Annotated in this window: 16 protein-coding genes; 9 read left to right on the forward strand and 7 right to left on the reverse strand. The window is 55.5% G+C overall.

The window, feature by feature from the left end; all coding sequences use genetic code 11:
* Position 1 precedes the first annotated feature (1 nt).
* Positions 2 to 1204: a nicotinate phosphoribosyltransferase gene (gene pncB, locus HWQ15_RS16040; RefSeq protein WP_063149032.1), complete on the reverse strand. Its 1203-nt coding sequence runs from the start codon at positions 1202 to 1204 to the stop codon at positions 2 to 4.
* A 253-nt stretch (positions 1205 to 1457) separates the two neighbouring features.
* Between pncB and pepN the strand changes: the two genes are divergently transcribed.
* Complete coding sequence (pepN, locus tag HWQ15_RS16045; protein WP_063149031.1) at positions 1458 to 4070, forward strand: aminopeptidase N; 2613 nt, start codon at positions 1458 to 1460, stop codon at positions 4068 to 4070.
* Between the two features lie 89 nt (positions 4071 to 4159).
* Here pepN and ssuB read toward each other — a convergent pair whose 3' ends face one another.
* The 5 genes from ssuB to ssuE are packed head-to-tail and all read right to left on the reverse strand — an operon-like array spanning position 4160 to position 8400.
* Entirely contained in the window at positions 4160 to 4930 is a 771-nt protein-coding gene (gene ssuB, locus HWQ15_RS16050; RefSeq protein WP_022647644.1) for an aliphatic sulfonates ABC transporter ATP-binding protein, read from the reverse strand.
* Positions 4927 to 5718 carry an aliphatic sulfonate ABC transporter permease SsuC gene (gene ssuC, locus HWQ15_RS16055; RefSeq protein WP_063149030.1) on the reverse strand — a complete coding sequence of 264 codons (792 nt, stop codon included), beginning with the start codon at positions 5716 to 5718 and terminating at the stop codon, positions 4927 to 4929. Before ssuC ends, ssuB begins: the two co-directional genes overlap by 4 nt.
* A gap of 9 nt (positions 5719 to 5727) precedes the next feature.
* Complete coding sequence (gene ssuD / locus HWQ15_RS16060) at positions 5728 to 6873, reverse strand: FMNH2-dependent alkanesulfonate monooxygenase (RefSeq protein ID WP_038415787.1); 1146 nt, start codon at positions 6871 to 6873, stop codon at positions 5728 to 5730.
* Positions 6870 to 7832: a sulfonate ABC transporter substrate-binding protein gene (locus HWQ15_RS16065; RefSeq protein WP_022647646.1), complete on the reverse strand. Its 963-nt coding sequence runs from the start codon at positions 7830 to 7832 to the stop codon at positions 6870 to 6872. Before HWQ15_RS16065 ends, ssuD begins: the two co-directional genes overlap by 4 nt.
* Positions 7825 to 8400: an NADPH-dependent FMN reductase gene (ssuE, locus tag HWQ15_RS16070; RefSeq protein ID WP_022647647.1), complete on the reverse strand. Its 576-nt coding sequence runs from the start codon at positions 8398 to 8400 to the stop codon at positions 7825 to 7827. Before ssuE ends, HWQ15_RS16065 begins: the two co-directional genes overlap by 8 nt.
* Positions 8401 to 8649: 249 nt before the next feature.
* Here ssuE and pyrD point away from each other — a divergent pair, with 249 nt between their 5' ends.
* Together pyrD and zapC are read left to right on the forward strand one after the other, a co-directional pair.
* Entirely contained in the window at positions 8650 to 9660 is a 1011-nt protein-coding gene (pyrD, locus tag HWQ15_RS16075) for a quinone-dependent dihydroorotate dehydrogenase (RefSeq protein WP_023299739.1), read from the forward strand.
* 166 nt (positions 9661 to 9826) lie between these two features.
* The gene (gene zapC, locus HWQ15_RS16080) at positions 9827 to 10369 is read left to right on the forward strand and encodes a cell division protein ZapC (RefSeq protein WP_023299740.1); all 543 of its coding nucleotides are present in this window, start codon (positions 9827 to 9829) and stop codon (positions 10367 to 10369) included.
* On the opposite strand, the gene HWQ15_RS16085 is transcribed toward zapC, so the two are convergent.
* Positions 10366 to 11475 carry a YcbX family protein gene (locus tag HWQ15_RS16085; RefSeq protein WP_032624523.1) on the reverse strand — a complete coding sequence of 370 codons (1110 nt, stop codon included), beginning with the start codon at positions 11473 to 11475 and terminating at the stop codon, positions 10366 to 10368. The two genes, zapC and HWQ15_RS16085, sit on opposite strands and share 4 nt — an antisense overlap.
* Positions 11476 to 11573: 98 nt before the next feature.
* On the opposite strand from HWQ15_RS16085, the gene rlmKL reads away from it, so the two are divergent.
* The 6 genes from rlmKL (at position 11574) to rmf (ending at position 19499) form a co-directional block, all read left to right on the forward strand.
* On the forward strand, positions 11574 to 13682 hold the full coding sequence (rlmKL, locus tag HWQ15_RS16090; protein WP_063149050.1) for a bifunctional 23S rRNA (guanine(2069)-N(7))-methyltransferase RlmK/23S rRNA (guanine(2445)-N(2))-methyltransferase RlmL: 2109 nt from the start codon (positions 11574 to 11576) through the stop codon (positions 13680 to 13682).
* A gap of 12 nt (positions 13683 to 13694) precedes the next feature.
* Positions 13695 to 15602, forward strand: coding sequence for an ABC transporter ATP-binding protein (locus HWQ15_RS16095; RefSeq protein WP_058646077.1), 1908 nt, complete (start codon positions 13695 to 13697; stop codon positions 15600 to 15602).
* Positions 15603 to 15615: 13 nt separating this feature from the next.
* Complete coding sequence (gene pqiA, locus HWQ15_RS16100) at positions 15616 to 16869, forward strand: membrane integrity-associated transporter subunit PqiA (RefSeq protein WP_022647652.1); 1254 nt, start codon at positions 15616 to 15618, stop codon at positions 16867 to 16869.
* A 4-nt stretch (positions 16870 to 16873) separates the two neighbouring features.
* Positions 16874 to 18514: an intermembrane transport protein PqiB gene (gene pqiB / locus HWQ15_RS16105; protein ID WP_022647653.1), complete on the forward strand. Its 1641-nt coding sequence runs from the start codon at positions 16874 to 16876 to the stop codon at positions 18512 to 18514.
* Positions 18511 to 19077, forward strand: coding sequence for a membrane integrity-associated transporter subunit PqiC (gene pqiC / locus HWQ15_RS16110; RefSeq protein ID WP_022647654.1), 567 nt, complete (start codon positions 18511 to 18513; stop codon positions 19075 to 19077). Before pqiB ends, pqiC begins: the two co-directional genes overlap by 4 nt.
* Before the next feature lie 254 nt (positions 19078 to 19331).
* On the forward strand, positions 19332 to 19499 hold the full coding sequence (gene rmf, locus HWQ15_RS16115; protein ID WP_003858162.1) for a ribosome modulation factor: 168 nt from the start codon (positions 19332 to 19334) through the stop codon (positions 19497 to 19499).
* Positions 19500 to 19546 lie beyond the last annotated feature (47 nt).

The following is a 19546-nucleotide window of genomic DNA, read 5'->3' on the forward strand; positions in this document are numbered from 1 at the left end:
GTTAGCTGGCTTTTTTAACCTGAGGCAGATCGAAGGCTTTACGTAATGCGCGGACAAACGCTTTGTCATGGCAGATGGTTTTGCCAGGGCTGTCGGAGAGCTTCGCGACCGGCTTACCGTTACATTCCACTAGCTTTATGACGATGTTCAGCGGTTTCACCTGGGGGATATCACAGGTTAAGCGCGTACCAATCCCGAAACTCAGGTTCACCCGCGATGAGAAGTGGCGATAAAGGTCGACGGCTTTCGCCAGGTCAAGGTTATCGGAGAAGACCAGCACCTTACTCATGGGATCGATACCCAGTTTTTCGTAATGGGCGATGGCTTTCTCACCCCATTCAACCGGGTCCCCGGAATCATGGCGCAAACCCTGGTAGCGTTCGGCAAACTCAGGGCCAAAGTCGCGCAGGAACGCGTCCATGGTAATGCAGTCGGTAAGGGCAATACCCAGCCGATCCGGGTATTCCTCAAGCCACGCGGCGAGGGCGGCTCGCTGGCTGTTGGCAAGGTCAGGGCTGATCTGCTGGTGCGCCTGGAACCATTCGTGCGCCTGGGTACCCATCGGCGTTAAATCAAGGCGACGCGCCAGATCGTAGTTACTGGTGCCAACGAACCACGTCTCCTGTTGCAGACGTCTGACAATGGCTTCCTGAACCTCGCGAGAGAAGCGGCGGCGCGTGCCAAAGTCCATCAGACGGAAGCGGGACATATCCAGCCCTTCTGTCAGTCTGGAAAACTCAACGAGTTTATTCTCCAGAGCGGCAACCGCCTGCGTTACACCGGTTTCAGGGGAGCGATAACGGTGGGCCAGCTCGCTGATCACGGCCAGAAGCGGCACTTCCCACATGATCACTTCGCGCCACGGGCCGGTCAGACGAATGTCCAGCTTGCCGTTATCATTGGTGACGGTGACCTGTTCCGGCTTATAGCGGAACTCACGCAGCCAGTTCAGATAGTCCGCTTTAAAGAAAGGCAGGCCTGAAAGCCACTGATATTCGTCATCGGTGAGCGCCAGATGCTGCATGGCATCGACCTGTTCACGAATGGAATCTGCGTAGATACCCAGCAAGTCGTCACCCCGGCAGCGAAATTCCGCCGCAACATGAACATCATGATAGTGGTGAAACACGGCTTGCTGCATATGCAGCTTGTACGCGTCGGTATCCAGCAACGTATGCAGAACCGGAGAAGCGAATTGAGTCATAGGTGCGCTGTAGCATCCTCTCACGGGAGCGTTTAGTACAATAAACAACTCCGGAGTATACCCTGTTTAGTGATTTATTGAACCCCGATCACAACATAAGCACACTTTATGGTCGAGCGCATTTCGTGCCCCGTGTTATAAAAATGTAGCAAAAACGGCGTTGTGCCTGAAAAGATGAACATTCTGCATAGCGCGTTTTACACAACCGGAATATATTGAATCGTTACTCGACAAACGATGCATAAGGTTTTCTATGACACAACAGCCACAAGCTAAATACCGCCACGACTACCGTGCGCCGGATTACCTGATAAGCGATATCGATCTGACCTTCGACCTGGATGCCACAAAAACCGTCGTGACGGCGGTAAGCCAGGTGACGCGCCAGAGCGCGACAGCCGTGCCGCTGCGTCTGGATGGTGAAGACCTGACGCTGGTTTCCCTGCATATTAATGATGAAGCCTGGTCAGACTATAAAGAAGAAGGCAACCAGCTGGTCATCGACAACCTGCCGGAACGCTTTACCCTGCGCATCGTGAATGAAATCAGCCCTGCCGCCAATACCGCGCTGGAAGGGCTTTACCAGTCAGGCGTAGCCCTGTGCACCCAATGTGAAGCCGAAGGGTTCCGCCACATTACCTGGTATCTGGATCGCCCGGACGTCCTGGCGCGCTTTACCACCAAAATTATTGCCGACAAAACGCTGTACCCGTACCTGCTTTCCAACGGCAACCGGATTGGTGAAGGGGAACTGGAGAATGGCCGTCACTGGGTACAGTGGCAGGATCCGTTCCCTAAACCCTGCTACCTGTTTGCGCTGGTGGCGGGCGATTTCGATGTTCTGCGCGACACCTTTAAAACGCGCTCTGGCCGTGAAGTCGCGCTGGAGCTGTTCGTGGACCGTGGCAACCTTGACCGCGCCCCGTGGGCAATGACCTCCCTCATCAACTCCATGAAGTGGGATGAAACGCGCTTTGGCCTCGAATATGACCTCGACATCTATATGATCGTTGCTGTCGATTTCTTCAATATGGGCGCGATGGAGAATAAAGGTCTTAACATCTTCAACTCCAAATACGTGCTGGCGCGTACCGATACCGCAACGGATAAAGATTACCTCGATATCGAACGCGTTATCGGCCACGAATATTTCCATAACTGGACCGGGAACCGCGTCACCTGCCGCGACTGGTTCCAGCTGAGCCTGAAAGAGGGCTTAACCGTCTTCCGCGATCAGGAGTTCAGCTCCGATCTGGGATCGCGGGCAGTGAACCGCATCAACAACGTGCGCACCATGCGTGGTCTGCAATTTGCAGAAGATGCCAGCCCAATGGCCCATCCGATCCGCCCGGATAAAGTCATTGAGATGAATAACTTCTACACCCTGACGGTGTACGAAAAAGGCGCTGAAATTATCCGCATGATCCACACCCTGCTGGGCGAAACGAATTTCCAGAAAGGGATGCAGCTTTACTTCGAGCGTCATGACGGCAGTGCGGCCACCTGCGACGATTTCGTCCAGGCGATGGAAGACGCCTCTAACGTGGATCTGTCTCATTTCCGCCGCTGGTACAGCCAGGCCGGTACGCCGATTGTGACGGTCAAAGACGACTACAACCCGGAAACTGAGCAGTACACGCTGACCATCAGCCAGCGCACACCGCCAACGGCGGAGCAGGAAGAGAAACATCCGCTGCACATTCCGTTCAGCGTTGAGCTGTACGACAACGAAGGCAACGTGATCCCGTTACAGAAGGGCGGTCACCCGGTGCATAACGTGCTGAATGTGACCCAGGCAGAGCAGACCTTTATTTTCGATAACGTCTATTTCCAGCCTGTTCCTGCCCTGCTGTGCGAGTTCTCCGCGCCGGTGAAACTCGAATACAAGTGGAGCGATCAGCAGCTGACGTTCCTGATGCGTCACGCGCGCAACGATTTCTCGCGCTGGGATGCGGCACAAAGCCTGCTGGCGACCTACATCAAGCTGAACGTCAACCGTTACCAGCAGGGCCAGCCGCTGACGCTGCCGGTTCATGTGGCAGACGCGTTCCGTGCCATCCTGCTGGATGAGAATATTGACCCGGCGCTGGCGGCTGAAATTTTGACGCTGCCGTCCGCGACTGAAATCGCCGAGCTGTTTGACATCATCGACCCCATTGCGATCGTCGCCGTGCGTGAAGCGCTGACCCGCACGCTGGCGACCGAGCTGGCGGACGAGTTCCTGGCGATTTACAACGCCAACAAGCTGGACGCGTATCGGGTGGAACATGCGGATATCGGTAAACGTTCCCTGCGCAATACCTGCCTGCGCTATCTGGCGTTTGGTGAGGCAGAGCTGGCGAACACGCTGGTCAGCAAGCAGTACCACGAAGCCGATAACATGACGGATGCGCTGGCTGCGCTGGCCGCAAGCGTTGCCGCCGAGCTGCCGTGCCGCGATGCGCTGATGCAGGAGTACGACGACAGGTGGCATCAGGATGGTCTGGTGATGGACAAGTGGTTCATTCTTCAGGCCACCAGCCCGGCAGCCGATGCGCTCAGCAACGTACGCAGCCTGCTGAAGCACCGTTCGTTCACCATGAGCAACCCGAACCGCGTCCGCTCCCTGATTGGCGCGTTTGCCAGCAGCAACCCGGCCGCGTTCCATGCTGAAGACGGCAGCGGTTATCAGTTCATGGTTGAAATGCTGACCGAGCTGAACAGCCGTAACCCGCAGGTGGCGTCTCGTCTGATTGAGCCGCTGATCCGCCTGAAACGCTACGATGCGCAGCGTCAGGCGAAAATGCGTGCCGCAATTGAGCAGCTGAAAGGGCTGGAAAATTTGTCTGGCGATCTGTACGAGAAGATTACAAAGGCGCTGGCCTGATGTAAAAAAGCCCGGTGGCGCTTCGCTTACCGGGCCTACGATTTGCCCTTGCGCCGTGCTCCCTGTTGAAGAGGGCCGGGGTGAGGGCATCAGGCATTAGCCTTTATCCGCTGAATCTCCGCTTCTCCACGTTTCATCACTCTATCCAGCACTTCCGCCTCCAGCTCCGCCAGTCTGGCCGATCCCACCCGGCGAGGACGTGGAATATCCACCGTCAGATCCAGACCAATTTTACCCTCTTCTATTAACAGCACCCTGTCTGCCATTGCCACAGCTTCGCTTACGTCATGCGTCACCAGCAGCACCGTAAAGCCGTGCGTCTGCCAGAGGGTTTCAATCAGATCCTGCATCTCGATCCGCGTCAGGGCATCAAGCGCGCCGAGCGGTTCATCAAGCAGCAGCAGGCCGGGACGATGAATCAGCGCGCGTGCCAGGGCCACGCGCTGCTTTTGTCCACCCGACAGGGCCGCAGGCCACTCTCCCGCACGATTCTCCAGCCCGACGGCGGCGAGTGCCTGCCGGGCGTCCTCCCGCCAGCTGCCCTTCAGGCCCAGCCCGACGTTATCCATCACCGTTTTCCACGGCAGCAGACGCGCGTCCTGAAACATCATGCGCGTATCATCCTGAATCGTGGACAGCGGCGTGGTGCCTGCCAGAATGTCACCACTGTTTGGCGCCTCCAGCCCGGCTAAAAGACGCAGCAGGGTACTCTTGCCGCCACCGCTGCGGCCAACAACGGCCACAAACTGTCCGGCAGGAATATGCAGATCCAGTGCATTCAGAATGGTGTTATCACCGTAGCGTTTGGTCACGCCGTTCAGCAGTAACGGTGTTCCCTGGTTCAGTCGTGCAGTATTCATGCTTTCGCCTCCTGAGCGGTGTAGGCCGGGTTCCAGCGCAGCCAGCTACGTTCCAGCCACTGGGCGCTGACGTCCGCAAGTTTGCCAAGCAGGGCATAAAGGATAATGGCAACCACCACCACGTCCGTTTGCAGGAACTCGCGGGCGTTCATCGCCAGATAACCAATGCCGGAGTTGGCCGAAATGGTTTCCGCCACGATCAGGGTTAGCCACATCAGGCCGAGCGCAAAACGCACCCCAACCATAATGGAGGGCAGGGCGCCCGGCAGGATCACATGGGTAAACAGGGCAAAACCTGACAGGCCATAGCTGCGGGCCATCTCAACCAGACCGCGATCGATATTGCGGATCCCATGCCAGGTATTGATATAAATCGGGAATAATGTTCCCAGCGCCACGAGGAAAATTTTGGCGCTCTCATCAATGCCGAACCACAGGATAACCAGCGGAATAAGCGCCAGATGCGGCACGTTACGCAGCATTTGAACGGAGGTATCCAGCAGCCGCTCACCCCAGCGGGACAGGCCGCTGATCAGCCCCAGCGTCAGGCCGATGCTCCCGCCAATCGAAAAGCCGATTACCGCGCGCCAGGAGCTGATGGCAAGATGTTGCCACAGCTCACCGCTGGCGCTTAGCGACCAGAACGCTTCCACAACGCCCTCCGGAGAGGGCAAAATACGGCTCGACAGCCAGCCAGTTGAAGACGCCAGTTGCCAGACGAGGACAATGCCGACGGACAGAAACCACGGTGCGGCGCGCAGCAGCCATTTTTGTGCGGTTGAAGACATGGTGGCTCCTTAACTTTGCGCGACTTTTCTCGGGATAAACGCATTCGCCACGGCTTCGCCCTGCAACTGAAGCTGACGTGGCTGCGGAATCTCCGGGATAGCGACATCCAGGTGCGGGAAGAGCAGTTCTCCCACCTTGTAGGCCTCCTCCAGATGCGGGTAGCCAGACAGGATAAAGCTGTCGATCCCCAGCGCCGCGTATTCATTAATGCGTGCCGCTACGGTTGGACCATCGCCGACCAGCGCCGTACCGGCGCCGCCGCGCACCAGACCCACCCCGGCCCACAGGTTCGGGCTGATCTCAAGATTTTCACGCTTGCCGTTGTGCAGGGAGGCCATTCGGTGTTGGCCCACGGAGTCGGTTTTGGCAAACGCCGCCTGTGCTTTGGCGATAGTGTCGTCGTCCAGATGAGCGATCAGACGGTCGGCGGCTTGCCAGGCCTCGTCGTTGGTTTCGCGTACGATCACGTGCAGGCGAATGCCGAAGCGCACCGTACGGCCATGTTCTGCGGCTTTGGCGCGTACCTGAGCAACTTTCTCTTTAACCAGCTCCGGTGGCTCGCCCCAGGTCAGATAGAGATCGACCTGCTCAGCCGCCAGCTCCTGCGCCACGTCCGACGATCCGCCGAAATAAAGGGGAGGGCGCGGCTGCTGTACCGGCGGGAAGTAGAGTTGCGCATCGCGAACGTGGATATGTTTTCCTTCGAAGGTGACGGTTTCCCCTTCCAGCAGACGTCGCCAGACGCGGGTGAACTCTGCGGAGGCTTCATAGCGCTCGGTATGATCGAGAAAAACGCCATCGCCCGCCAGCTCCTGCGGATCGCTGCCCGTCACCAGATTGAACAGCGCGCGGCCGTTGGAGAGCCTGTCCAGCGTTGCCGCCTGGCGTGCCGCGACGGTGGGCGACACCACGCTTGGGCGCAAGGCTACCAGGAATTTCAGGCGCTGGGTGACGGGGATCATCGACGCGGCAACCAGCCACGCGTCCTCACATGAACGGCCCGTCGGGATCAGCACCCCGGTAAAACCGATGCGGTCTGCCGCCTGGGCGATCTGCTGTAGATAGCCGTGATCGACCGGGCGGGCGCCTTCTTCTGTGCCAAGATAGTGTCCATCACCGTGGGTGGGTAAAAACCAGAAAAGATTCAGACTCATGATTTTTTTCCTTCAATGCCAGCGGGTTGCCAGATGCGTTCGCGAATATTCACCTGCTTTGGAACCAGGCGGTTTTGATAAAAGAGGTCTGCCGTTTGCTGCTGGAGGGCGGCAACGTGGGCGTCAACCGGCGCTATGGTGGTGGGAGGACGGTGGTCAAGATAGGTGGCGATCACCGGTTCAGGCAGGCCCATGGTTTTTGCCAGTAGCGTGATGCTCTGCTGACGCTGGCTTTGGGTCAGCGCATCGGCCTGAGAGAAGGTATCCAGCACCTGCTGAATAAATGCGCCATTTTTTTCAGCGTAAGGACGTGCCGCCAGGTAGAACGAACCGGTTTGTTTCAGGGTGGTGCCGTCTTTCAGCACCCGCACACCGCCCTGCAACAGTGCGGCGGAGTAGTACGGATCCCAGATAGCCCAGGCATCAACATTTTTTTGCTGAAACGCCGCGCGCGCATCGGCAGGCGTCAGGTAAACGGGCTGGATATCGGTGAATTTAAGGCCGGCCTCCTGCAACGCGCGCAGCAGCAGGTTATGCGAGCTGGAACCTTTCTGGAAAGCAACCTTATGACCTTTGAGATCGGCGACGCTTTTGATCTCGCTGTTTTCCGGCACCAAAATAACCTCTGCCTTCGGCTTGGCGGGTTCAACGCCAACGTAAACCAGATCCGCCCCGGCCGCCTGGGCAAAGATCGGCGGGATATCGCCGGTGCTGCCTAAATCAATACTCCCGACGTTCAGCGCCTCCAGCATCTGCGGTCCGGCAGGGAACTCGACCCATGAGAATTTGGTCTGCGGGAAACGTTTCTCCAGCAACGCATGGCTTTTCGCCAGCACCATGCTGACGCTGCCTTTCTGATAACCGATACGCAGGCTCTCCGGCGTTTTCTCCGCCGCCTGAGCCAGCGATGCCACTGCCAGCAGACCTGCCAGCCCGATACGGGTAACTGTTTTAAACATGCGCCACTCCTTGTGATTGATGAAATGCCGCCGCGTGGCGATCCCGACGATTAAGGGCGTGCCAGAAGGTTTCAAGCGCGCTGTCGAGGCGGGTTTGCAGATTCGGCGTGAAATGCGGTTTATGCTGGTAGTCGATTACCTGTGAGTCATCAGCGAAGACGCCATGCAGGATCTCCTGCGCTTTCAGCGCGTTCAGAACTGGCTTGAGGGCATAATCCACAGCCAGTAAATGGGCTACCGTACCGCCTGTGGCCAGCGGCAGGACGACCTTACCGTCCAGCGCGCGTTCGGGCAGCAGATCGAGCAGCGTTTTCAGTGCACCGGAAAAAGAGGCTTTATAAATTGGTGTCGCGACGACCAGCCCGTCAGCACGCTTAAGTTGTTCGATCAGGGTTTTCAGCGCCGGGCTGTCGAAACGTGCGTAGAGCAGATCTTCAGGCGCGAAATTGTGCAAATTCCAGTGACACACTTCGACATCCAGAGCATTAAGCTTTTCGCGAGCGTATTCCAGCAGTGCGCTGGATCGAGAGGGGAAGCGGGGGCTTCCGGCCAGGGTAATGACGCGCATGGTTGCTCCTTATAACTAATTGTTTGCTTTTATCTAACATTCATAACAATTTTCAGGAGTGTGACATTGCGTGGTTATTCCACTAAATGATTTATCCTCAGGATGAATGCAGAAAAAAGCATAAGAAGCGAACCGATAAGTAAACGATTGCGTTTTACATGGCTTTTTTTGCCACAGGTCAATTCCCTTTCCGGGCAGGATCGCACATAATCCCCTCCCGGTTTGCACACCGGGAATCCAGGAGAGTTCATGTACTACCCCTTCGTTCGTAAAGCCCTTTTCCAGCTCGATCCTGAGCGCGCTCATGAATTTACATTTCAGCAGTTACGTCGTATTACAGGAACGCCTCTGGCCGCGCTGGTGCGTCAAAACGTGCCGGAAAAACCTGTCCAATGCATGGGCCTGACGTTCAAAAATCCACTGGGCCTTGCGGCCGGTCTGGACAAAAATGGCGAATGCATTGATGCACTCGGTGCGATGGGCTTTGGCTCGATCGAAATCGGGACGGTGACGCCGCGTCCGCAGCCGGGAAATGACAAGCCACGTCTGTTCCGCCTGGTTGAAGCCGAGGGGCTGATCAACCGCATGGGCTTTAATAACCTTGGCGTCGATCATCTGGTTGAGAACGTTAAGAAAGCCCATTTTGATGGTGTGCTGGGTATTAATATTGGCAAAAATAAAGACACGCCAGTCGAGCAGGGTAAAGATGACTATCTGATTTGTATGGAAAAAGTCTATGCCTATGCCGGTTATATCGCGGTGAATATATCCTCGCCTAACACCCCAGGGCTGCGTTCATTACAATATGGCGAAGCGCTCGACGATCTTCTTGGCGCCATTAAAAATAAACAAACGGCACTACAGGCGATCCACCATAAATATGTTCCGGTCGCGGTTAAGATCGCCCCGGATCTTTCGGCAGAAGAATTGATCCAGGTTGCCGACAGTTTAGTTCGCCATAATATTGATGGTGTGATTGCGACCAATACAACGCTCGATCGCTCCCTCGTCCAGGGAATGAAAAACTGTGACGAAGCGGGTGGATTAAGTGGCCGTCCGGTACAATTAAAAAGCACCGAAATTATTCGCGCACTCTCCGCGGAATTAAAAGGCCAGCTGCCGATTATTGGCGTGGGTGGCATTGACTCCGTCATCGCTGCACGTGAGAAGATGGCGGCAGGGGCTTCACTGGTGCAAATTTATTCCGGCTTTATTTTTAAAGGGCCGCCATTGATTAAAGAAATTGTCACGCATATCTAATCTTTTCTCTTAATCAGACAACCAGGGCTTTATTTCCAGCCCTGGTTGTTTTATATTCCGTCATTGTTGCTTATTTAGACATTATAGTCTTTTATTACTAGTGTTATAAGCGAAGCGGCAAACAGGACATTTTTAGTACAGGACGTTTTGGGGACGGGAGAGAAACATGCGAATTAAACCTGACGATAACTGGCGCTGGTATTTTTGTGACGAGCATGACCGTATGATGCTCGACTTAGCCAATGGCATGTTGTTTCGCTCTCGTTTTGCGCGCCGAATGTTAACGCCAGACGCGTTTGCTCCCTCAGGCTTTTGCGTTGACGACGCTGCACTCTATTTCTCTTTTGAAGAAAAATGCCGCGACTTCAATCTCTCCAAAGAACAGCGCGCTGAACTGGTACTAAATGCGCTGGTGGCGATCCGTTTCCTGAAACCACAAATGCCGAAAAGCTGGCATTTCCTCGCGCACGGTATGAGCTGGACCCCGGCTATCGGCGATGCGGCCAGCGTCAATCTGAGCGATACCGAAGAAGAGGTGAATTTGCTGGTGGTTGAACCCGGTGAAAACGCTGCGCTCTGTTTGCTGGCCCAACCCGGCGTGACCATTGCCGGGCGAGTCATGCAGTTAGGTGATGCCATCAAAGTGATGAATGACAGGCTGAAGCCTCAGCTGCGCGTCGATTCCTTCAGCCTCGAACAGGCGGTTTAAGCTTCCAGCTGTACGGATGTTTTCGGTACACAGCTACAGCACAGGATCGTGCCGTCACTGCCAATCGCAGATTTCTTCAGGGCACTCACTTCACCATCGACCAGTTTAATGCGACAGCATCCGCAAATCCCCGCGCGACAGGAATAAGGTACGCGGATACCCGCCTGCTCCAGCTGTTCCAGTAGCACCTGCTGATTGTTACCACGAATAACTTTGCCTTCCCAGTGAATATCCACCGCGGAAGCGACGTTGGTGACAACGTCAACCATTTCTTCTTCCTGGCCTGCGCCGTACACTCTTGCAGGCCCGCGGGTAAGAATTTCGACCTCGTCGCCCACGCGGATTACGCCGCTGGAGCGGGGGATCAGGTTCTGGCCGAAGTCGACATCACCGTTATCCTGCGCGGTACGAAATGACTGCAAGGTTTTCAGCGGTTCGCCGGAAGGGTGTTTCTGGCCTTTCTCCGGGCTGACGGTGGTAAAAATACAGCGGCTGCACGGCTTCACGACATCAAAGATAACGCTGCCGATGCGGATCACTTTCCAGGTATCTTCATCCCAGGCATCCGCTCCGGTCACCACCAGATTCGGGCGAAACTGCTCCATCTGCACGCTGGCTTTGCAACGGGTTTGTAAATCACGCAGCGAGGCCTCGCTGGTCAGCAGGAAGGGAAAACCATCCGCAAAGGAGAGGGGAACCGCGTCGTGGCGTTTCACGCGACGAGTCAGCGCAGGCCCAACCCAGCGCAGCTGAACGTCACGTGAGAAAAAGCCGCTCAGCCACTGGTTAATGTTATCCGGCGCGATACGCGCGGTAAAATGATTGCCCCACACTTCCGTTGGCGCATCAACCGGCGCAAAATCAGCAAAGCGGATCACGACGCTTGAACCGTCTGGCGCGGTCAAATGCAATCCGTCATGAAGCGGGGAAGGCGTAAAGCGAACCATCTGCGGGAACTGACGTGCGGTGATGAACGTACCGTCAGGCTCGGTGATCATAAAAATACGATCGAAGGCGAATCCGCTCATATCGGCCAGCGCGTGCGTCACGCCGATACCGCGCATGGATTTCACCGGATGAATAAAAAGCCTGGATAACGTCGCCACTGCACACTCCCGCTAAATAAAATAAGCCTTCAACTTTATGACATACACGCCATATTAGCTATAATGCGCGACAATTTTCTATGAGTAAAAGTGACGATATGAATTCTCTGTTTGCCAGTACGGCCCGTGGGCTGGAAGAGCTGTTAAAAACTGAACTGGAAACCCTGGGCGCGAAAGAGTGCCAGGTGGTTCAGGGTGGTGTCCATTTTGAGGGCGACACGCGGCTTATTTACCAGAGCCTGATGTGGAGCCGTCTGGCGTCGCGCATCATGCTGCCGATGAAAGAGTGCAAGGTCTACAGCGATCTTGATCTCTACACCGGTGTACAGATGATCGACTGGACAGAGATCTTCACCCCGGACGCCACCTTTGCGGTGCATTTCAACGGCGTCAACGATGAGATCCGCAACAGCCAGTACGGTGCCCTGCGCGTCAAAGACGCCATTGTGGACTGCTTCACGCGTCGTAATAAAGAACGTCCGAACGTTGATCGTGAAAACCCGGATCTGCGTATCAACGTCTGGCTGAACGGCGATACTGCCAGTATTTCCCTGGATCTGAGCGGCGCAGGCCTGCATCTGCGCGGCTATCGCGATCGCACCGGCATGGCCCCAATCAAAGAGACACTGGCCGCCGCTATCGTGATGCGCTCCGGCTGGCAGCCGGGTACGCCGCTGCTCGATCCAATGTGCGGTTCCGGTACGCTGCTGATTGAAGCCGCGATGCTGGCCACCGACCGCGCGCCAGGGCTGCATCGTGGACAGTGGGGCTTCAAAGGCTGGGCGCAGCACGATGAAGCCCTCTGGAAAGAGGTCAAAGACGACGCGCAGACCCGTGCCCGTAAAGGGCTGGCGGAGTACACCTCTCACTTTTACGGTTCGGACAACGACCCACGGGTGATTGAACGCGCGCGCAGCAACGCCCGTCGTGCCGGTATCGGTGAGCTGGTGACCTTCGACGTCAAAGATGTGGCGAACCTGACCAATCCGCTGCCAAAAGGCCCGTACGGTACGGTGATCAGCAACCCGCCGTATGGTGAGCGTCTTGGCAGCGAGCCAGCGCTGATTGCGCTACACAGCCTGCTGGGCCGCAACATGAAAGCGCATTTCGGCGGCTGGAACCTCTCCCTGTTTAGCGCCTCGCCGGAGCTGCTGAGCTGCCTGCAATTACGTGCCGATCGCCAGTTCAAGGCGAAAAACGGCCCGCTGGACTGCGTGCAGAAAAACTACCATCTGGCAGAGATAGCAGCGGACAGCAAACCGTCTGGCCTGGCGGAAGATTATGCCAACCGTCTGCGCAAAAACCTGAAGAAATTTGAGAAGTGGGCGAAGCAGGAAGGCATCGAATGTTATCGCCTTTACGACGCTGACCTGCCGGAATACAACGTGGCGGTTGACCGCTATGCAGACTGGGTGGTGGTTCAGGAATACGCCCCGCCGAAAACCATTGATGCGCAAAAAGCGCGTCAGCGTATGCTGGATGTGATTGCGGCCACCATCGCCGTACTCGGCATTTCGCCAAACAAGCTGGTGCTGAAAACCCGTGAGCGTCAGAAAGGCAAAAACCAGTATCAGAAGATGGGCGAGAAGGGCGACTTCATCGAAGTGGGCGAATATAACGCGCGCCTGTGGGTTAACCTGACCGATTACCTTGATACCGGTTTGTTCCTCGATCACCGCATCGCCCGCCGCATGCTGGGACAGATGAGTAAGGGCAAAGACTTCCTGAACCTGTTCTCCTATACCGGCAGCGCCAGCGTTCATGCAGGGCTTGGCGGGGCGCGTAGCACCACCACGGTCGATATGTCCCGTACTTATCTGGAGTGGGCAGAGCGCAACCTGCGTCTTAACGGCTTAACCGGTCGTCAGCATCGCCTGTTACAGGCCGACGTGCTGGGCTGGCTGCGCGATACCGACGAGCAGTTTGATCTGATCTTTATCGATCCGCCGACCTTCTCTAACTCCAAGCGTATGGAGGATAGCTTTGACGTTCAACGCGATCACCTGCGCCTGATGACCGACCTGAAGCGTCTGCTGCGTAAAGGCGGCACCATTATGTTCTCGAATAACAAGCGCGGATTCCGCATGGATCACGACGGCCTGGCCGAACTGGGACTTAAAGCACAAGAAATCAGCCAAAAAACGCTGTCTCAGGACTTTGCCCGTAACCGTCAAATCCACAACTGCTGGCTGATCTCCGCGGTCTGAAAGGAAAAATAAATGTCTTTAATTAGTATGCACGGCGCGTGGCTCTCTTTCAGCGACTCACCGCTTCTCGATAATGCAGAGCTGCATATCGAAGATAACGAGCGCGTCTGTCTGGTCGGCCGTAACGGCGCAGGTAAATCGACGCTGATGAAAATCCTCAACCGTGAGCAGGGGCTGGACGACGGCCGTATTGTTTACGAGCAGGATCTGGTCGTCTCTCGTCTGCAACAGGATCCGCCGCGTAACGTTACCGGCAGCGTGTACGATTTTGTGGCCGAAGGGATTTCAGAGCAGGCGGAATACCTCAAGCGCTACCACGAGATTTCGCATCTGGTCATGACCGACCCGAGCGACAAAAATCTCAACGAACTGGCAAAAGTGCAGGAGATGCTCGATCACCACGGCCTGTGGCAGCTGGAAAACCGCATTAACGAAGTGCTGGCTCAGCTTGGCCTGGAAGCGGATATGGAGCTGTCGGCGCTCTCCGGCGGCTGGCTGCGTAAAGCCGCGCTGGGCCGTGCCCTGGTGAGCGGGCCCAGGGTACTGCTGCTGGACGAACCAACGAACCACCTGGATATCGAAGCGATTGACTGGCTGGAAGGGTTCCTGAAAACTTTCAATGGCACCATTATCTTCATCTCCCACGACCGTTCGTTCATCCGCAACATGGCCACGCGCATTGTCGACCTCGACCGCGGCAAGCTGGTGACCTATCCGGGCGATTACGATACCTATCTGCTGGAGAAAGAAGAGAACCTGCGCGTGGAAGAGCTGCAAAACGCCGAGTTCGACCGCAAGCTGGCGCAGGAAGAGGTATGGATCCGTCAGGGCATCAAGGCGCGTCGTACCCGTAATGAAGGCCGCGTTCGCGCCCTGAAGGCGATGCGCCGCGAACGTAGCGAACGCCGCGAAGTCTTGGGTAGCGCCAAAATGCAGGTGGAAGAGGCGTCCCGCTCGGGCAAAATTGTCTTCGAAATGGAGAACGTGAGTTATTCGGTTGACGGCAAAGTGCTGGTGAACGATTTCTCCGCACAGGTTCAGCGCGGCGACAAAATTGCGCTTATTGGTCCAAACGGCTGCGGCAAAACCACGCTGTTGAAACTGATGCTGGGCCAGTTGCAGGCCGACAGCGGTCGTATTCACTGTGGTACCAAGCTGGAAGTAGCGTACTTTGACCAGCATCGCGCAGAGCTGGATCCGGACCGTACGGTGATGGACAACCTCGCTGAGGGCAAACAGGAGGTAATGGTTAACGGCAAGCCGCGTCACGTGCTGGGCTACCTTCAGGACTTCCTGTTCCACCCAAAACGCGCCCTGACGCCTGTGCGCGCGCTGTCCGGCGGTGAGCGTAACCGTCTTTTACTGGCGCGCCTGTTCCTGAAACCCAGTAACTTACTGATTCTCGATGAACCGACGAACGATCTGGATGTCGAAACGCTGGAACTGCTGGAAGAGTTGATTGATGGCTATCAGGGAACCGTGATGCTGGTCAGCCACGATCGTCAATTTGTCGATAACACCGTGACCGAGTGCTGGATCTTCGAAGGCGAAGGACGCATCGGTCAATATGTGGGCGGCTATCATGACGCGCGTGGACAGCAATCGCAGTCGCTGGCGCAAAAACAGGCGAAGACCAAAAATGTCGCTGAACCTGTTGTTGTGAAAGCAGAAACTGTCAAAAAGTCTCCTGCTAAAATGAGCTATAACTTGCAGCGCGAGCTGGAAGGGCTGCCGCAGCGTCTGGAAGAGCTGGAAGCGGCACTGGAAGCACTGCAAATTCAGGTCGCTGATGCGTCATTCTTTACGCAGCCTCACGACTATACTCAGAAAGTATTGGCTGAACTCTCCCAGGCCGAGCAGGCGCTGGAAGAGGCATTTGAGCGCTGGGAGTACCTTGAGTCTCTGAAAAACGGCGCATAAACAGGGATAATCTATGTGTGACCAGCACCATGCCGATCGGCATATTTTATGCTCGCAATGCGATATGCTCGTGGCGTTGCCAGAGCTTGGTCACGGACATAAGGCTGCCTGCCCGCGCTGCGGAGCTACGCTGACGACCGAGTGGGACGCGCCAAGGCAGCGTCCTACGGCTTACGCACTGGCAGCCCTGTTCATGTTACTACTCTCCAATCTCTTCCCTTTCATCTCTATGAAAGTGGGCGGGATGGTAAGCCAGGTGGAGTTACTGGAAATTCCAGGCGTGATGTTCTCGGAAGATTACGCCAGCCTTGGCACCTTCTTTCTTCTGTTCGTGCAGATAGTCCCGGCTTTTTGCCTGGTCGTCATTCTGCTACTGGTCAATCGCGTCAGGATGCCCACCGCCCTTAAAATCAAACTCGCGCGGATCCTGTTCCAGCTGAAAAGCTGGGGGATGGCGGAAATTTTTCTGGCGGGTATCCTGGTCAGCTTCGTGAAGCTGATGGCCTACGGCGATGTGGGGATTGGCAGCAGCTTTATTCCGTGGTGTCTGTATTGCGTGCTGCAACTGCGCGCTTTCCAGTGCGTGGACCGACGCTGGACCTGGGACGATATTGCCCCGGCACCGACGCTCTCGCAGACGGTAAAGGTGGGCGTACCGGGTATCCGTCAGGGGCTTCGCTCCTGCTCCTGCTGCACCGCCGTGCTGCCCGCGGATGTCGAGGTGTGTCCGCGCTGTGAAACAAAAGGTCACGTCCGGCGCAAAAATAGCCTGCAATGGACCATGGCGCTGCTGGTGACCTCTGTCATGCTCTATCTGCCCGCCAATATCTTGCCGATCATGATCACCGATTTGCTCGGCGACAGAATGCCCTCGACCATACTGGCCGGGGTGATTTTGCTGTGGAGCGAGGGATCTTACCCTGTAGCAGGCGTCATATTCCTCGCCAGTATTATGGTTCCGACCTTAAAGATGATTGCCATTGCCTGGCTTTGCTGGGATGCAAAAGGGCACGGTAAGCGTGACAGTGAGCGCATGCATCTGATTTATGAGGTCGTGGAATTTGTTGGCCGCTGGTCGATGATTGACGTGTTCGTGATTGCGGTTCTCTCAGCGCTGGTGCGTATGGGTGGGCTGATGAGTATTTATCCCGCTATGGGAGCGCTGATGTTTGCTTTGGTCGTCATTATGACCATGTTTGCGGCCATGACCTTCGACCCTCGTTTATCGTGGGATCGTGAGCCCGATTCAAGCCATGAGGAAGAGTAAGAGCATGGAAAATAAGAGTGGAGAGGCTAAAGTGCAGAAGGTCAGAAACTGGTCGCCGGTGTGGATTTTCCCCATCGTGACCGCGCTGATCGGTGCATGGATCCTGTTTTATCATTACAGCCATCAGGGACCGGAAGTCACGCTAATTACCACCAATGCAGAGGGAATTGAGGGCGGAAAAACCACCATCAAGAGCCGCAGCGTGGATGTGGGTGTCGTGGAAAGCGCGACCCTGACGGATGATTTAACCCATGTTGAAATTAAGGCCCGCCTGAATGCTGGCATGGAAAAACTGCTCCATGAAGATTCCGTTTTTTGGGTGGTGAAACCGCAGGTCGGAAGAGAAGGGATCAGCGGCTTAGGGACGCTATTGTCAGGGGCTTACATTGAACTCCAGCCCGGCAATAAAGGCGCCCAGCCAGCAAACTATCAGTTGCTGGATTCACCGCCGCTTGCGCCACCGGATGCAAAAGGGATCCGCGTCATTCTGGACAGCAAAAAAGCGGGCCAGCTCTCGCCGGGCGATCCGGTGCTGTTCCGTGGGTATCGTGTCGGTTCGGTTGAAACGAGCACCTTCGATCCGCAAAAACGGACCATCAGCTATCAGCTATTTATCAATGCGCCTAATGACCGACTGGTGACCAGTAACGTTCGTTTCTGGAAAGACAGTGGGATCGCTGTGGATCTCACCTCTGCGGGGATGCGCGTTGAGATGGGTTCACTCACCACGCTGTTTGGTGGGGGCGTCAGTTTTGACGTGCCGGAAGGTATAGATCTGGGACAACCGGTGGCGGAAAAAACCGCCTTCAGACTGTTTGACGATCAAAAAAGCATTCAGGATGCGCTCTATACCGATCACATCGATTATCTGATGTTCTTTAAGGACTCTGTACGCGGCTTGCAGCCAGGAGCGCCAGTTGAGTTCCGCGGTATCCGTCTGGGTACAGTGGGGCAAGTGCCTTACTTTGTTCCGGGACTCAAGCAAATGCTTGATGATGATTATCGTATTCCGGTGCTGATACGCATTGAGCCTGAGCGTTTAATTAACCAGATTGGTGAGGATCAGGATATTGGGGAGCATATCAGCGACCTGATGAATCGCGGTCTGCGTGGCTCGCTGAAAACCGGCAACCTGGTGACAGGGGCGTTGTATGTCGATATGGACTTCTATCCAAAAGCGCCACCTATGACGGGAGTCCGTGAATTTGGCGGCTACAAAATCATTCCTACGGTCAGCAGTGGCCTGGCGCAGATCCAACAGCGTCTGATGGAAACGCTGGATAAGATCAACAATCTGCCGCTGAATCCAATGCTTGAGGCTGCGACGGGATCACTGCATCAGAGCCAGGCGACGATGCAACGTCTACAAACTACCCTGGATAATATCAACAAGATCACGGCCAACCAGTCCATGCAGCAACTGCCGCAGGATATGCAGAAAACGTTGCGTGAACTGAATCGCAGTATGCAGGGCTTCCAGCCGGGCTCAGCGGCCTACAACAAGATGGTGGCGGATATGCAACGTCTTGATCAGGTTTTACGCGAGCTACAGCCCGTTCTGAAAACGCTCAATGAAAAGAGCAACGCGCTGGTGTTTGAAGCGAAAGATAAAAAGGATCCTGAGCCTAAGAGGGCGAAACAATGAAAAAATGGCTAATCATCGCAGGCGCACTGGTATTAACGGCCTGTAGCTCTGGAAGCGATAACAAAAGCTACTACCAGCTGCCGTTAAGCGCGCAGTCGGGGGCGCAGAGCAGTGCCTCGCAGGGCAGCCGTCTGCTGTGGGTTGAGCAGGTTGCCGTGCCAGATTACCTGGCGGGCAACGGGGTGGTCTACCAGACCAGCGATGTGCAGTACGTAATCGCCAACAATAACCTGTGGGCCAGCCCGCTGGATCAGCAGCTACGCAATACGCTGGTGGCGAATCTGAGCAGCCAGCTCCCCGGTTGGGTCGTTGCCTCGCAGCCTCTGGGAAGCGATCAGGACACTCTGAATGTTAACGTGACGGGATTCCATGGCCGCTATGATGGTGCCGTTGTTATCAGCGGGGAGTGGCTGCTGAATCACCAGGGTCAGCTGATTAAGCGTCCTTTCCATCTTGAACTCAAGCAGCAGAAAGATGGCTATGACGAAATGGTGAAAGTACTTGCGCAGGGATGGGCACAGGAGTCGGCTACTATAGCAAGAGAGATTTCCCGCCTGCCATAAGTAAAATTCATCGACGAAAGCCGCACTCAGCTTCTTGCTGATTGCGGCTTTTTTTTCGTTTTACGTTCAGGTTGTTACTTGTCCCGCATCACACTTTTTGTACAAACGATCTTCCATGTAGCTCACAAATATGACACCCGTATGAATTTTGAACGTTGACGCTGACGCAGATTCGGGGTATTCGTTAACTGTGCTTGCACATATTGCAACCACTGTTTTCTTTCCACCAGACAAAAGAATGAGGGAAACGAGGCATGAAGAGACAGAAACGAGATCGCCTGGAAAGGGCTCATCAACGTGGTTATCAGGCTGGCATCGCCGGACGTTCTAAAGAAATGTGTCCCTATCAGGCCCTGAATCAAAGGTCCCAATGGCTAGGGGGCTGGCGAGAAGCCATCGGAGACAGGGCAGTACTTGCTTGATACCGTCTCTTTAAAAAGAAACCTCCGCAATGCGGAGGTTTCGCCTT

Origin of the sequence: Enterobacter sp. DSM 30060, from assembly GCF_013375955.1 — a bacterium.
GTDB classification, from domain to species: domain Bacteria; phylum Pseudomonadota; class Gammaproteobacteria; order Enterobacterales; family Enterobacteriaceae; genus Enterobacter; species Enterobacter intestinihominis.

Excerpts from the sequence above, each read along its gene's own strand:
- zapC (WP_023299740.1), top strand. The coding sequence starts at position 9,827 with ATGCGAATTAAACCTGACGATAACTGGCGCTGGTATTTTTGTGACGAG.
- pncB (WP_063149032.1), bottom strand. The coding sequence starts at position 1,204 with ATGACTCAATTCGCTTCTCCGGTTCTGCATACGTTGCTGGATACCGAC.
- pqiA (WP_022647652.1), top strand. The coding sequence starts at position 15,616 with ATGTGTGACCAGCACCATGCCGATCGGCATATTTTATGCTCGCAATGC.
- ssuC (WP_063149030.1), bottom strand. The coding sequence starts at position 5,718 with ATGTCTTCAACCGCACAAAAATGGCTGCTGCGCGCCGCACCGTGGTTT.
- rmf (WP_003858162.1), top strand. The coding sequence starts at position 19,332 with ATGAAGAGACAGAAACGAGATCGCCTGGAAAGGGCTCATCAACGTGGT.
- pqiC (WP_022647654.1), top strand. The coding sequence starts at position 18,511 with ATGAAAAAATGGCTAATCATCGCAGGCGCACTGGTATTAACGGCCTGT.
- pyrD (WP_023299739.1), top strand. The coding sequence starts at position 8,650 with ATGTACTACCCCTTCGTTCGTAAAGCCCTTTTCCAGCTCGATCCTGAG.
- ssuD (WP_038415787.1), bottom strand. The coding sequence starts at position 6,873 with ATGAGTCTGAATCTTTTCTGGTTTTTACCCACCCACGGTGATGGACAC.
- rlmKL (WP_063149050.1), top strand. The coding sequence starts at position 11,574 with ATGAATTCTCTGTTTGCCAGTACGGCCCGTGGGCTGGAAGAGCTGTTA.
- pepN (WP_063149031.1), top strand. The coding sequence starts at position 1,458 with ATGACACAACAGCCACAAGCTAAATACCGCCACGACTACCGTGCGCCG.
- pqiB (WP_022647653.1), top strand. The coding sequence starts at position 16,874 with ATGGAAAATAAGAGTGGAGAGGCTAAAGTGCAGAAGGTCAGAAACTGG.
- ssuE (WP_022647647.1), bottom strand. The coding sequence starts at position 8,400 with ATGCGCGTCATTACCCTGGCCGGAAGCCCCCGCTTCCCCTCTCGATCC.
- HWQ15_RS16095 (WP_058646077.1), top strand. The coding sequence starts at position 13,695 with ATGTCTTTAATTAGTATGCACGGCGCGTGGCTCTCTTTCAGCGACTCA.
- HWQ15_RS16065 (WP_022647646.1), bottom strand. The coding sequence starts at position 7,832 with ATGTTTAAAACAGTTACCCGTATCGGGCTGGCAGGTCTGCTGGCAGTG.
- ssuB (WP_022647644.1), bottom strand. The coding sequence starts at position 4,930 with ATGAATACTGCACGACTGAACCAGGGAACACCGTTACTGCTGAACGGC.